This is a genomic window from Allobacillus sp. SKP2-8, assembly GCF_007559355.1.
Lineage (GTDB): Bacteria > Bacillota > Bacilli > Bacillales > Alkalibacillaceae > Allobacillus > Allobacillus halotolerans.
Genome location: NZ_VMHF01000018.1, coordinates 18,921 through 33,603, shown reverse-complemented (window position 1 = coordinate 33,603; position 14,683 = coordinate 18,921). Strand labels below are relative to the sequence as shown.

The 14,683-nt window shown below is 42.4% G+C and carries 10 protein-coding genes and 1 other annotated feature; all 10 genes read right to left on the bottom strand.

Annotation, left to right across the window (positions count from 1 at the left end):
- Window positions 1–323: 323 nt before the first annotated feature.
- Complete coding sequence (gene tuf, locus FPQ10_RS11310) at window positions 324–1,514, bottom strand: elongation factor Tu (RefSeq protein ID WP_144163614.1); 1,191 nt, start codon at window positions 1,512–1,514, stop codon at window positions 324–326.
- Window positions 1,515–1,638: 124 nt separating this feature from the next.
- Window positions 1,639–3,717, bottom strand: a complete 2,079-nt coding sequence (gene fusA / locus FPQ10_RS11305) for an elongation factor G (RefSeq protein WP_144163613.1) — start codon at window positions 3,715–3,717, stop codon at window positions 1,639–1,641.
- Between the two features lie 50 nt (window positions 3,718–3,767).
- Window positions 3,768–4,238: a 30S ribosomal protein S7 gene (gene rpsG / locus FPQ10_RS11300; RefSeq protein ID WP_144163612.1), complete on the bottom strand. Its 471-nt coding sequence runs from the start codon at window positions 4,236–4,238 to the stop codon at window positions 3,768–3,770.
- 37 nt (window positions 4,239–4,275) lie between these two features.
- A complete protein-coding gene (gene rpsL, locus FPQ10_RS11295; protein WP_144163611.1) occupies window positions 4,276–4,689 on the bottom strand; it encodes a 30S ribosomal protein S12 in 414 nt (137 codons plus the stop codon).
- A gap of 100 nt (window positions 4,690–4,789) precedes the next feature.
- A complete protein-coding gene (locus FPQ10_RS11290; RefSeq protein WP_144163610.1) occupies window positions 4,790–5,041 on the bottom strand; it encodes a ribosomal L7Ae/L30e/S12e/Gadd45 family protein in 252 nt (83 codons plus the stop codon).
- Between the two features lie 111 nt (window positions 5,042–5,152).
- Complete coding sequence (rpoC, locus tag FPQ10_RS11285) at window positions 5,153–8,770, bottom strand: DNA-directed RNA polymerase subunit beta' (protein ID WP_144163609.1); 3,618 nt, start codon at window positions 8,768–8,770, stop codon at window positions 5,153–5,155.
- A 53-nt stretch (window positions 8,771–8,823) separates the two neighbouring features.
- Window positions 8,824–12,381, bottom strand: a complete 3,558-nt coding sequence (gene rpoB / locus FPQ10_RS11280; RefSeq protein WP_186278666.1) for a DNA-directed RNA polymerase subunit beta — start codon at window positions 12,379–12,381, stop codon at window positions 8,824–8,826.
- 427 nt (window positions 12,382–12,808) lie between these two features.
- Window positions 12,809–13,414, bottom strand: coding sequence for a class I SAM-dependent methyltransferase (locus FPQ10_RS11275; protein ID WP_144163607.1), 606 nt, complete (start codon window positions 13,412–13,414; stop codon window positions 12,809–12,811).
- 126 nt (window positions 13,415–13,540) lie between these two features.
- Window positions 13,541–13,903 carry a 50S ribosomal protein L7/L12 gene (gene rplL / locus FPQ10_RS11270; RefSeq protein WP_144163606.1) on the bottom strand — a complete coding sequence of 121 codons (363 nt, stop codon included), beginning with the start codon at window positions 13,901–13,903 and terminating at the stop codon, window positions 13,541–13,543.
- A gap of 54 nt (window positions 13,904–13,957) precedes the next feature.
- Entirely contained in the window at window positions 13,958–14,458 is a 501-nt protein-coding gene (gene rplJ / locus FPQ10_RS11265; RefSeq protein WP_144163605.1) for a 50S ribosomal protein L10, read from the bottom strand.
- Between the two features lie 56 nt (window positions 14,459–14,514).
- Window positions 14,515–14,682 (bottom strand) — a sequence feature (ribosomal protein L10 leader region).
- Window position 14,683: the final 1 nt, after the last annotated feature.

The following is a 14,683-nucleotide window of genomic DNA, read 5'->3' as shown; positions in this document are numbered from 1 at the left end:
CTCCTATAGGACTTTCCGGGGTCATTTCTGGCTCGCTCGGGGGTATAGAGCCCTCCTATAGGACTTTCCGACTTTTTTTCTGACTAGTTCGAGGGTATAGAACCCTCCTATAGGACTTTCCGGGGTCATTTCTGGCTCGTTCGAGGGTATAGAACCTATATAAGAACTTCGCGATCAATCTTTCTTCTTTCTGAGAACTGTAGCTTGAACTACTCCTAAAACGTTTTCGTGTTTTAGAGTATGGAGTCTTCTATCTATTGAAAGATAAAAAAACACCGCTCATCCATCAACTGGATCAGCGGTGTTTGTAACATATACAATTATTATTTTTGGATAGACGCTACAACGCCAGCGCCTACTGTACGTCCACCTTCACGGATTGAGAATTTAGTTCCTTCTTCAATCGCGATTGGGGAGATTAGTTCAACGTCCATTTCAACGTTGTCACCAGGCATTACCATTTCAACGCCTTCTGGCAATTGGATAACACCAGTCACGTCAGTTGTACGGAAGTAGAACTGTGGACGGTAGTTAGAGAAGAATGGTGTATGACGACCACCTTCGTCTTTTGATAGAACATAAACTTCAGCTTTGAAGTTTGTGTGTGGAGTGATTGAACCAGGCTTAGCTAGTACTTGGCCACGGTTGATTTCTTCACGGGATACACCACGTAGAAGCGCACCGATGTTGTCTCCAGCTTCAGCATAGTCTAGAAGCTTACGGAACATTTCAACTCCAGTGATTGTTGTTTTAGAAGCTTCTTCGGCAAGACCGATGATTTCAACTTCGTCACCAACAGATACTTGACCACGCTCTACACGACCAGTCGCAACTGTACCACGGCCAGTAATTGAGAATACGTCCTCAACAGGCATCATGAATGGTTTGTCAGTGTCACGCTCTGGGTTTGGAATGTAGTCGTCTACTTTTTCCATAAGGTCAAGGATTGCTTTTTCGTGCTCTTCGTCACCTTCTAGTGCTTTAAGAGCAGAACCTTGAGCAACTGGAATGTCGTCACCAGGGAAGTCATAGTCGCTTAGTAGGTCGCGAACTTCCATTTCAACTAGTTCTAGTAGCTCTTCGTCGTCAACTTGGTCAGTTTTGTTCAAGAATACAACGAATGCTGGTACGCCAACTTGGCGAGAAAGCAAGATGTGCTCACGAGTTTGTGGCATTGGACCATCAGCTGCAGATACAACTAGGATCGCACCATCCATTTGAGCAGCACCAGTGATCATGTTTTTAACATAGTCAGCGTGTCCTGGGCAGTCAACGTGTGCATAGTGACGGTTTGCAGTTTCATATTCAACGTGAGAAGTCGCGATTGTGATTCCACGTTCTTTTTCTTCTGGAGCACCGTCGATTTGGTCATAAGCCATTGCAGAACCTTCACCGAAATGCTTATGAAGTACAGTAGTGATTGCTGCTGTTAGAGTAGTTTTTCCGTGGTCAACGTGTCCAAGAGTACCAATGTTCACATGGGGCTTGGAGCGGTCGAATTTTTCTTTAGCCATTTATATTTCCTCCTTAAATGAAATAAAAGTTTTTTATATTTATATTGTCAGGTTGCCTTTTGGCATTATACCAAAAGACAACAACTTACAATACTTTTATAAGTGATTTAATGATAAAAATCAATTATTGTCCACTATTTTTCTTAATGATCTCTTCAGAAATCGATTTTGGAACTTCTTCATAGTGATCGAAGTACATAGTGAACGTTCCACGTCCTTGCGTGTTTGAACGAAGTGCTGTTGCGTAACCGAACATTTCAGCAAGTGGGACGAATGCGTTAACGACAGATGCGTTTCCGCGGCTACCCATTCCTTCTACTCGGCCACGACGGGAAGTAACATCACCCATGATGTCGCCCATATATTCTTCAGGAACTACAACTTCTACTTTCATCATTGGTTCCAATAGAACTGGCTGACATTTGTTTTTAGCTTCTTTAAGAGCCATTGATGCCGCTACTTTAAAGGCAGTTTCGTTCGAGTCAACATCGTGGTAAGAACCATCGTATAGTGTTGCTTTCACATCGACTAATGGATATCCGGCAAGTACACCGTTTTCCAATGATTCTTCGATTCCGGCTTGAACAGCGGGGATATATTCACGAGGAACAACCCCACCAACAATATTGTTGACGAATTCGAAGCCAGCTCCTTCTTCGTTTGGTTCGAATTTAATCCAAACGTGACCGAACTGTCCACGTCCACCAGACTGACGTACGAACTTACCTTCAGCATTTGCAGAAGCACGGAACGTTTCACGGTAAGCAACTTGTGGTGCACCAACTTGTGCATCAACTTTGAATTCACGTTTCAAACGATCAACGATGATATCTAGGTGAAGTTCACCCATACCGTGAATGATTGTTTGTCCAGTTTCATCATTTGTTTCCGTTTTGAACGTTGGATCTTCTTCAGCAAGTTTCGCTAGAGCGATACCCATTTTATCTTGGTCGGATTTTGATTTTGGTTCAATGGCTACACCGATAACTGGATCAGGGAAGTCCATTGATTCCAAGATAACTTCACTTTTCTCAGCACATAGTGTTTCACCTGTACCAGTATCTTTCAAACCTACACCTGCAGCGATATCTCCTGCATAAACGGTATCGACTTCTTCTCTGTGGTTCGCGTGCATCTGAAGGATACGTCCAACACGTTCACGTTTATCTTTGATTGTGTTTTGAACGTATGAACCACTAGACAATGTTCCTGAGTATACACGGAAGAATGTCAACTTACCAACATAAGGGTCAGTCATAACTTTAAATGCCAAAGCTGAGAATGGCTCGTTGTCATCAGATTTACGCTCAACAGTTTCCTCGGTTTTCTTATCGAAACCTTGGATTGGAGGTACATCCAATGGAGATGGCAAGTAGTCAACTACACCATCTAGCAAAAGCTGAACACCTTTGTTTTTAAAAGCTGATCCACAAAATACTGGATAGAATTCAACGTCTACAGTAGCTTGACGAATTCCTGCTTTCAATTCTTCTTTGGTGATTTCTTCACCTTCCAAATATTTATCCATAAGGTTTTCGTCAAGTTCTGAAATGGCTTCAACTAGGCTATCGCGGTATTCCTGCGCTTGTTCTTTATATTCATCAGGAATTTCAGTGTTTGATGCTTTCGTACCTAGGTCATCTTCATAGATATAAGCTTTCATCTCAACCAAATCGATAATTCCTTCGAATTGGTCTTCAGCACCGATTGGTAGCTGGACTGGGTGAGCATTTGCCCCCAATCTCTCTTTCAATGTACCTACGGAATAAAGGAAGTCAGCCCCCACTTTATCCATTTTGTTAATAAATACAACACGCGGTACGCCATAAGTTGTTGCTTGGCGCCATACGGTTTCTGTTTGTGGCTCAACTCCAGACTGTGCATCTAACAGTGCTACTGCACCATCAAGAACACGTAGGGAACGTTCAACTTCTACTGTAAAGTCAACGTGTCCTGGAGTATCAATAATATTGATCCGATGGTCATTCCACTGAGCTGTTGTCGCAGCAGAGGTAATCGTGATTCCACGTTCCTGCTCCTGGTCCATCCAGTCCATTTGGGATGCACCTTCGTGAGTTTCTCCGAGTTTATGAATTCTACCAGTATAGAAAAGAATTCTTTCTGTACAAGTAGTTTTACCGGCATCAATGTGTGCCATGATTCCGATATTACGATATCTGTCTAAGGAGAACTCCCTTGGCATAATCATTTCTCCTTTCTGCATAACTGCTATGTTTTTTTATTAAATGATTTTTACCAGCGATAGTGTGCGAATGCTTTGTTGGCTTCAGCCATTTTATGCATTTCTTCACGACGTTTCACTGCTGCACCTGTATTGTTGGCTGCATCCATGATTTCATTAGCAAGACGCTCTTCCATGGTTTTCTCACCGCGAAGTCTTGAATAGTTTACGATAAAACGCAAACCTAATGCTTGACGACGCTCTGGACGAACCTCCATTGGTACTTGGTAGTTAGAACCACCAACACGTCTAGCACGAACTTCAAGAACAGGCATGACATTTTTCATTGCCTCTTCGAATACGTCCATTGGGTTTTGACCAGTGCGTTCACCGACAAGGTCAAATGCATTATAAAGAATTTTCTGGGCAACACCTTTTTTACCATGAACCATGATTTGGTTGATTAGACGTGTTACTAGCTTCGATTCATGAATCGGATCTGGTAGCACATCTCTTTTTGGTACGGCTCCTTTACGTGGCATAGCTACTCCTCCTTTCCTCAGTGTTTATTTTGGTTACCTATTTTTTGGCTTTTTTCGCACCATATTTGGAACGACTCTGTTTACGTCCTTCAACACCGGCAGTGTCCAACGCACCACGTACGATATGATAACGTACACCTGGCAAGTCTTTTACACGGCCACCGCGAATTAGCACAACACTGTGTTCTTGTAAGTTGTGTCCAATTCCAGGAATGTAAGCTGTTACTTCAATCTGGTTAGACAAACGAACACGTGCATATTTACGAAGTGCTGAGTTTGGCTTTTTAGGAGTCATTGTAGCAACACGTGTACATACACCACGTTTTTGTGGAGCATTGTTATCCGTGAACTTTTTCTTGAACGAGTTAAAACCTTTATTTAGAGCCGGAGAATCGGATCCTTTTGTTTTAGATTGACGTCCTTTACGCACCAATTGGTTAATTGTTGGCATGTTGTTTCCTCCCTTCTCATCTCGTTTTGCAATCCCACACATCCAGGTGGTTCATCATTTAGCAAAAAACAAAACTTAACACGAATAGGTCGTGCAAAGTTTATTTTTTGATTGCCACTGTAGCTGCGCCTACTTCAATACCGCTTGCTTTCCCCAATTGTTTCATCGAGTCGACAAACACAACGGGTACATTCATTTGGTCAGCAGTAAGCAGTATATGATCTGTTACGCGTCGTTCAGCATTTTCTGCAACAACGACCTCTTGTACTTCGCCATTTTTCATGGCTTTTTGTACTTGTTTCGCTCCAATGACTAAACTATTTTTAGCTTCTGCTACTTTTTCATAAGACATTCTCGTAATCCTCCAAAGTAACAACATTAGTATGAAGCACCTTGAATATATTATCACTGTCTAAAAATGTTGTCAATGATAACCTCAATCTTTTTCAAGGTGCCTCAAACTTTATATTTCTTGTGTTTCTTCTTCTAAGTTTTCTTCTTCTGTTTCTTGGAAAGCTTCATCTTTTTCAGCTTCTAAGCGTCGGTATCTCTGTAGTCCTGTACCTGCAGGGACAAGTTTACCGATGATGACGTTCTCTTTCAGTCCGAGCAATTCATCATACTTACCTTTGATCGCAGCATCTGTCAAGATCCGTGTTGTCTCTTGGAAAGATGCGGCAGACAAGAAGGAATCCGTTTCTAGTGATGCTTTCGTAATACCAAGAATGACTGGTTTGGCTGTTGCTGGTTGTTTACCTTCCAACAACACCTCTTGGTTGGCTTCTTTGAATTGGTTAACTTCCATGAGTGAACCAGGAAGCAATTCTGTTTCGCCGGCATCATTCACTCGAACTTTACGAAGCATTTGACGGACCATGACTTCAATATGCTTGTCACTGATTTCAACACCCTGCATACGGTATACTTTTTGAACTTCTTTGAGCAAGTATTCCTGTACGCCTTGTGTGCCTTGGACAACAATCAATTCTTTCGGATCGATTGAACCTTCCGTCAACGCCTCTCCAGATTCTACGGCGTCTCCAACTTCTACCTTGATGCGTGCGTTGTACGGTGTCGTGTAAGTCTTTGTTTCGACATCGTTTTGTACAATGACTTCTTTTTTATCTTTTTCACTATTAATATCCGTTACAGTTCCCTTGATTTCTGTGATGATCGCTTTACCTTTCGGGTTACGCGCTTCAAATACTTCTTGGATACGCGGTAAACCTTGTGTGATATCGTCACCTGCAACCCCACCTGTGTGGAAGGTACGCATCGTTAACTGAGTACCTGGCTCACCGATGGATTGAGCTGCAATGATACCAACTGCCTCACCAACATCCACTTGGTCACCTGTCGCCATATTCCGTCCGTAACACTTATTACAAGCACCATGCTGTGTGTTACATGTGAAGACAGAACGGATTGTTACCGATTCGATGCCCGCTTCTAAAATTTCAGCGGAAATATCTTCAGTGATCAATTCGTTACGTTGAACAATGACCTCACCCGTCTCTGGGTGTTTCACAGCTCTGAACGCCGTTCTTCCGACTAACCGATCTCCTAAAGGAACAATGACTTCGTTTCCTTCCTGAATCGTGGAAACGGTCATGCCACGGTCGGTACCACAATCTTCTTCGCGAATGATTACATCTTGTGCAACATCCACTAAGCGACGTGTCAAGTAACCAGAGTCGGCTGTTTTCAGCGCGGTATCCGCAAGACCTTTACGTGCACCGTGCGTGGAAATAAAGTACTCCAAGACCGTTAGTCCTTCACGGAAGCTCGATTTGATCGGGAGTTCGATAATTCGTCCAGATGGGTTAGCCATCAGACCACGCATACCCGCGAGCTGCGTGAAGTTAGATGGGTTACCACGTGCACCCGAATCACTCATCATAAAGATCGGGTTTAATGGTTCCAAGGACTTCATTAATTTTTCTTGAATGACATCTTTGGCATCTGTCCAAATTTGAATGACGCGATCATAACGTTCGCCATCCGTGATCAAACCACGCTTGAACTGCTTTTGTACGTTATCTACTTTTCCTTGTGCTTCATCCAAGATTTCATTTTTATCTGCCAGGACAACGATATCTGAAACTCCAATGGTAAGTCCGGCTTTCGTAGAATACTTAAAGCCTAAGTCTTTCATACGGTCAAGCATCTTAGACGTCTCAGAGAGTTTATAAAACTTAAAGACTTCTGCGATGATATCTCCCAGAATACCTTTTTTGAATGGTAAGTTCAGTTCGCGTTCTGCTAGTGCTTCCTTTACATTTGCATCTTTACCGATAAAGTGATGATCCTCAAGACCATCATGTAGATTCGATTTTGTCGGTTCATTCATGTAAGGGAACGTCGGCGGCAAAATATCATTGAAAATTATTTTACCGACTGTTGTCAGCAACAACTTCTTGTTTTGCTCTTCCGTGAACTTAGGGTTCTTCAATGAACCTGCATCAATTGCAATCCGGCTGTGTAAATGAACATACCCGTTATCATAAGCGAGTCTTGCTTCATCTGCATTACCAAATACAAAACCTTCACCAAGTGCGTTTTCTCTCTCAAGCGTCAAGTAGTAGTTTCCTAATACCATGTCTTGAGATGGTGTAACGACTGGTTTTCCGTCTTTTGGATTCAAGATGTTGTGCGCTGCAAGCATAAGAATTCTCGCTTCTGCTTGTGCTTCCGGTGAAAGCGGCACGTGAACAGCCATTTGGTCCCCATCAAAGTCAGCGTTATAAGCTGTACAAACGAGTGGGTGCAATCGAATCGCACGACCATCAACCAATTTCGGCTGAAAAGCTTGAATCCCTAAACGGTGCAGTGTCGGTGCACGGTTCAATAGGACCGGATGTTCTTTGATTACATCTTCTAACACGCCCCAGATCTCTGGACGTAAACGTTCAATGTTTCGTTTTGCTGACTTAATGTTGTGAGCCAACCCACGTTTGACGAGTTCACGCATAACAAATGGTTTGAATAATTCAATCGCCATTTCTTTCGGCAAGCCACACTCATACATCTTCAAGTTCGGACCAACGACGATTACCGAACGTCCGGAATAGTCAACACGTTTACCTAACAAGTTTTGACGGAAACGCCCTTGCTTCCCTTTCAACATATGAGAGAGAGATTTTAACGGACGGTTTCCTGGTCCAGTAACCGGGCGACCGCGACGACCATTATCAACGAGGGCATCCACCGATTCTTGGAGCATCCGTTTTTCGTTTTGAACGATAATAGATGGAGCACCAAGATCTAACAATCTTTTCAAACGGTTGTTCCGGTTAATAACCCGGCGGTATAAATCGTTTAAGTCAGACGTCGCAAATCGGCCACCATCCAACTGAACCATTGGACGTAGTTCCGGTGGTATGATCGGTAAGACATCCAAAATCATCCAGGATGGATCGTTTCCTGAATTACGGAATGATTCAAGAACTTCTAATCGCTTGATGGCTCTCGTACGTCTTTGACCTTGCGCTGTTTTCAACTCTTCTTTTAAGTCATGAACTTCCTTCTCCAGATCGATATCTTGAAGAAGTTTACGGATGGCTTCCGCACCCATCTGTGCCTTAAAGATCTTACCGTACTTATCATAATAAGTGCGATATTCTCTTTCTGAAAGCAACTGTTTCTTTTCGAGAGGTGTATCACCTGGCTCTGTGACAACATAAGAAGCAAAGTAAATAATTTCTTCCAAAGCACGTGGAGATAGGTCCAACACAAGACCCATACGGCTTGGAATTCCTTTGAAATACCAAATGTGAGAGACAGGGGCAGCTAACTCAATATGCCCCATGCGCTCTCTTCGTACTTTTGATTTTGTAACTTCAACGCCACAGCGGTCACAAACGACACCTTTATAGCGAACTCGTTTGTATTTTCCACAATGACATTCCCAATCTTTTGTCGGCCCAAAAATTCGCTCACAGAAAAGACCGTCCTTTTCAGGCTTTAGTGTACGATAGTTAATTGTTTCTGGTTTTTTCACTTCACCGTAAGACCAAGAACGGATCTTATTCGGTGAGGCTAAACCAATTTTCATAAACTCAAATTTATTGACATCAATCAAGGAGCCTACCTCCCTTATTTTATCCTACGATAGGTGGGTTTTATCTTCTGGCTTTATTCATCTGACGTTTCTTTATGCTCTATATCGACATTCAGCTGTTCGCCAGCTTGCTCATCATCTTCTAAATCTCTCATGTCGATTTCATTTTGCTCATCTGTCAGCATCTTGACATCCATTCCAAGACTTTGAAGCTCTTTGATCAAGACACGGAAGGATTCTGGTACACCTGGTTCTGGTAGATTTTCACCTTTGACAATCGCTTCGTATGTCTGTACACGACCAACGACGTCATCGGATTTAACGGTCAAGATTTCTTGTAGTGTGTATGCGGCACCATATGCTTCTAATGCCCAAACTTCCATCTCACCGAAACGCTGTCCACCAAATTGCGCCTTACCACCAAGTGGTTGCTGTGTGACCAAGGAATATGGTCCAGTGGAACGAGCGTGCAATTTGTCATCTACCATGTGCTCAAGTTTAATCAAGTACATGACTCCGACAGAAACACGGTTATCAAATGCTTCACCAGTACGACCGTCATAAAGAACTGTTTTTCCGTCCCTGGAAAGGCCGGCTTCTGTCATGGTTTCCCATACATCTTCTTCATTTGCTCCGTCGAATACCGGGGTCGCAACATGGATGTTCATTTCTCGAGCAGCCATTCCTAAGTGAAGCTCAAGAACCTGACCGATATTCATACGCGATGGTACACCAAGTGGGTTCAACATAACGTCTACCGGGGTGCCATCTGGCATGAATGGCATATCTTCTTCAGGTAGAATTTTGGAAATAACACCTTTGTTACCATGTCTACCGGCCATTTTATCCCCTTCTGAAATCTTCCGTTTCTGAACGATATACACCCGAACGAGTTTGTTCACACCTGGAGAAAGTTCATCACCGTCTTCACGGTTAAACACTTTCACATCATGAACGATTCCGCCACCGCCATTCGGCACACGTAGTGACGTGTCACGAACTTCACGAGCTTTTTCTCCAAAGATGGCATGTAGTAATCGCTCTTCAGCAGATAGCTCTGTCATTCCTTTTGGTGTTACTTTTCCAACGAGGATATCGCCATCAATAACTTCAGCACCGACGCGGATAATTCCGTCTTCATCCAAGTTTTTCAGTGCTTCATCTCCAACGTTCGGAATATCACGAGTGATTTCCTCCGGTCCAAGCTTGGTATCTCTAGCCTCCGATTCAAACTCTTCAATATGAATCGAAGTAAATACGTCGTCCTTCACGAAGCGTTCACTCATGATGACCGCATCCTCGTAGTTATATCCATCCCATGTCATAAATGCGACTAGAGCATTTCGACCGAGTGCCAGTTCACCATTGTCCATGGATGGACCATCAGCAAGGATTTCACCTTTTACGACGCGGTCGCCTTTAGAGACAATCGGCTTTTGATTGTAACAAGTTCCTTGGTTAGAACGGATGAATTTCTGTAAGCGATAATGATCTAAATCGCCTTCTACTTCTTTACCGTCCACTTCAGAAATACGACGAACGTAAATATCTTTCGCATCTACTTTTTCAACAATTCCATCATACTTATTGATGACGGCAGCCCCGGAGTCTTTTCCAGATACATATTCCATACCTGTTCCGACTAAAGGTGCTTCAGCGCTTAGCAATGGAACAGCCTGACGTTGCATGTTTGCACCCATCAAGGCACGGTTTGAGTCATCGTTTTCCAGGAATGGAATACAGGCTGTCGCAGCTGATACAACTTGTTTTGGTGAAACGTCCATATAGTCGATTTGATCACGGTCGACCACTATGTTTTCACCACGGAAACGAGCAATGACTTCTTCATTCTGGAACGTTCCATCATCGTTCAATGGTGCGTTTGCTTGCGCAACGATGTAGTTATCTTCTTCGTCTGCTGTTAGATAGTCAGTCTTCATAGTAACTATCCCTGTGTCATGATCGACTCTTCGATATGGTGTTTCGATGAAACCAAACGGATTCACACGCGCAAAGGAGGACAATGAGTTAATCAACCCAATATTCGGACCTTCTGGCGTTTCAATCGGACACATACGACCATAGTGAGAATAGTGAACGTCACGTACTTCAAAACCAGCACGTTCACGCGTCAAACCACCAGGCCCTAACGCCGAAAGACGTCGTTTATGCGTCAATTCAGCCAATGGGTTTGTTTGATACATAAACTGCGATAACTGAGAACTTCCAAAGAACTCTTTAATGGACGCAATAACTGGTCGGATATTGATCAACTGCTGTGGCGTGATCGACTCACTATCTTGAATGGACATTCGCTCACGAACAACACGTTCCATTCTTGATAAACCGATTCGGAACTGGTTTTGAAGCAGTTCGCCAACAGAACGCAAACGACGATTCCCTAAATGGTCAATGTCGTCTGTGTTTCCGACTTCATGCAAGATATTAAAGAAATAATTGATGGAAGCTAAAATGTCTTCGTACGTAATATGTTTAATGTCTTGGCTGACATTTCCATTACTTACCACATTTAATGTTCTTTCGCCCTCTGGGTCGGTCGGATCGAAAATTTTAATGGATTGGACTTTGACCGGTTCATCCAGCACGCCGTCCTGTGGCTCCAAGATTTTCTCACCAACTGGATCTTCTTCCTTCTCTAAATAAGGAATCAATTGATCCAAGAGACGACGGTTCAACTTGTCGCCTTTTCGAGCGAGCACTTCACCTGTTTCTTCATCTGCAATCGTTTCAGCCAACACTTGGTTGAATAAACGATTTTTAATATGAAGCTTTTTATTCATTTTATAACGTCCTACCCGTGCTAAATCATAGCGTTTCGGGTCAAAAAAGCGAGAGAACAATAAACTGCGTGCGTTTTCAGCAGTCGGTGGCTCTCCAGGACGTAATCTTTCATAAATTTCTATTAACGCTTTGTCGCTGTCTTCAGTGTTGTCTTTATCTAACGTATTGCGTAGATACTCGTTATCACCGATCAGATCGATAATTTCTTCATCTGAGCTGAATCCAAGTGCACGCAATAGGACCGTAATCGGCAATTTGCGGGTTCGGTCAATTCGCACATGAACAACATTCTTCGCGTCCGTCTCCATTTCCAACCATGCACCACGGCTTGGAATAACGGTTGATGTGTAACCTTTGCGACCGTTTTTATCAATTTTGTCATTGAAATAAACGCTTGGCGAACGCACAAGTTGGGAAACGATAACACGTTCTGCACCATTGATGATAAATGTGCCGTTTTCAGTCATTAATGGGAAATCACCCATAAAGACCTCTTGTTCTTTCACTTCTCCAGATTCTTTGTTCAATAGACGAACCTTCACCCGCAATGGGGCGTTATATGTCACGTCTCTTTCTTTCGCTTCACCCAATGGATATTTAGGCTCACCTAAACTATAATCCACAAACTCCAAAGATAAATTACCGGTGAAATCTTCAATCGGTGAAATATCTCTGAACATTTCTTTCAAACCTTCTTCTAAAAACCAATCATACGAAGCGGTTTGAATTTCAATTAAGTTAGGAAGCTCTTGAACTTCACTAATTCGCGCGTAACTTCTACGCTGGCGGTGTCGACCATATTGGACTAGTTGACCTAACAACTGCTTCACCCCTCAACTACCAGATTTAAAAGAAAGGGCTCTTCCATCCTAACTGATGAACCTCCACATTCACCGGAGAGGATCCTTCAGAAAGAGCTTAAGTAAAAATAAAAATGGTCCGACAAGAATGCATGCCGAACTTGCTTGCTTTAAAAGGCCTTATGCAAGCATCTATTTGAACATTCATAGAGAATGTCAAGTTATGAAATTATAAGTTAATAGATAAAGTGTCATGTACCATTAAGACCTCAATTCATGTTTAATGAACGGTACCATTATCGGCTTCTCTAAAGAATATTATACATCAGAACTGTATAATCGTAACTTCATCTGCGTTTTTCACCATTCAGATTGCTTTAGTCAGTATTTTTCAAAAAACACTTGACAGAAAAACAATTCTATTGGCATTTTTTAATATTATCACACCGTATGATTCCTAGTCAAACTTTTTGGCACGCAAAATGTAGTACCCTTTGTCTTTGTTGACTGTCTCCACTTGTGAGAATAATGATTCCAGCTTATTCTTTAATGAAGGTGCTCCTTGTTTTTTCTGTACCACTACCCATAATTCGCCCCCGGGCTTTAATACATCGAAGCTTTCTTCCATGATTTGATGAACTACTTTCTTGCCTGCTCGAAATGGCGGGTTCGTAACAACTGAAGCAAATTGTTCATCTTTGACAGTAGACAACCCATCGCTAAACCGGACCTTCGCATTCTCCAGATCATTTAATTCAATATTCTCTTGTGCCAAGTGAATCGCACGCTCATTCACGTCAACCATCACAATCGACCGTTCGGGGAATTGTTTTGCTAGAGTGATTCCGATCGGGCCATAACCACAACCGACATCCAAAAATTCACCCATGACTTTCGGTTGCTTAAATTGCGCCAACAATGCTTTTGTACCATAATCAATTTGCTTTTTGGAAAATACACCATCATCTGTTTGGAAAGTAAATGTGAACGTGTTCAATATTGCGTTGAAAAAAGTAGGGTTGCTTTCACTTGTGGGGTGACGTTCATAATAGTGCTCGCTCATTCAACCGACCACCTTCATTGGATAATTGAAAAAAATTCATCTGGTAAGTATTAAGATTGAATCCATTCAATCAATTAAAAATCAAGCTCGCTGAACTGGTTCAGCGAGCTTATTGGAGTTTGTTGACTATTTAAGTTCGATTTTCGCGCCAACTTCTTCTAGTTTTGTTTTCATTTCTTCAGCTTCTTCTTTAGCAACGCCTTCTTTGATAGCGCCTGGTGCGTTGTCAACAACCTCTTTCGCATCTTTCAAGCCGAGACCTGTGATTTCACGAACCGCTTTAACAACTTTGATTTTAGAAGAACCTGCATCTTCAAGTACAACATCAAATTCAGTTTTCTCTTCAGCAGCTTCCTCTGCAGCACCGCCACCGACTGCTACTGGCGCAGCAGCTGTAACACCGAATTCTTCCTCAATAGCTTTTACTAAATCGTTCAATTCTAGAACGGACATTTCTTTAATCGCATCAATGATTTGATCTTTAGACATGTTAAATCCTCCTTAGTATTTTTTATTAACGTCTATATGATTAGGCGCTTCTGTTTAGGCACCTTCTTCTTCTTTTTGCTCTGCAATCGCTTTTGTTGCGTATGCAAAGTTTCTGACTGGAGCTTGTAGTACGCTTAAAAGCATAGATAGAAGCCCGTCGTGAGATGGTAGTTCGGAAAGTTCTTTGATTTGTTCAAGCGTTGCAACGTTTCCTTCAACAATGCCACCCTTGATTTCCAAAGCTTCGTGCTCTTTCGCAAATCCACCGATCACTTTAGCTGGTGCAACTGCATCCTCTTCAGAGAAAGCGATGGCTGTCGGTCCAACTAAAACTTCGTGTAGTTCTTCAAAGCCTGCTTTTTCAGTTGCACGGCGTGTCATTGTGTTTTTATACACTTTATATTCAACGCCCGCTTCTCTCAATTGTTTACGAAGTTCAGTGACTTCTTCAACATTCAATCCACGATAATCAACTAATACAGCTGTTTTTGCATTTGAAAACTTTTCAGCAATTTCTTCCACGTGCTGTTTCTTTTGCTCGATAATTGAGCTCATCGTTCCACCTCCTAATTGAAAATTGATTCCTCATACCGTGAGCGTGTCAATCACTTTTATCCATTAAAAAAGCTCCCATGTAGACATGGGAGCATGATTGTTTACACATTTACGATTCAATCCACATTTAGATGGGGATTGAATGCAACGATCACACACCTCGGCAGGACTTGTTTAAGCAATTGGATTGCTCCTGCTGTCTACGGTATAACTCATTTATTTAAT

Bases quoted from the DNA above. Each gene is read 5' to 3' on its own strand.
- rpsG (WP_144163612.1), bottom strand. From the start codon at position 4,238: ATGCCACGTAAAGGAGCCGTACCAAAAAGAGATGTGCTACCAGATCCG.
- tuf (WP_144163614.1), bottom strand. From the start codon at position 1,514: ATGGCTAAAGAAAAATTCGACCGCTCCAAGCCCCATGTGAACATTGGT.
- rplJ (WP_144163605.1), bottom strand. From the start codon at position 14,458: ATGAGCTCAATTATCGAGCAAAAGAAACAGCACGTGGAAGAAATTGCT.
- fusA (WP_144163613.1), bottom strand. From the start codon at position 3,717: ATGCCAAGGGAGTTCTCCTTAGACAGATATCGTAATATCGGAATCATG.
- rpsL (WP_144163611.1), bottom strand. From the start codon at position 4,689: ATGCCAACAATTAACCAATTGGTGCGTAAAGGACGTCAATCTAAAACA.
- FPQ10_RS11275 (WP_144163607.1), bottom strand. From the start codon at position 13,414: ATGAGCGAGCACTATTATGAACGTCACCCCACAAGTGAAAGCAACCCT.
- FPQ10_RS11290 (WP_144163610.1), bottom strand. From the start codon at position 5,041: ATGTCTTATGAAAAAGTAGCAGAAGCTAAAAATAGTTTAGTCATTGGA.
- rplL (WP_144163606.1), bottom strand. From the start codon at position 13,903: ATGTCTAAAGATCAAATCATTGATGCGATTAAAGAAATGTCCGTTCTA.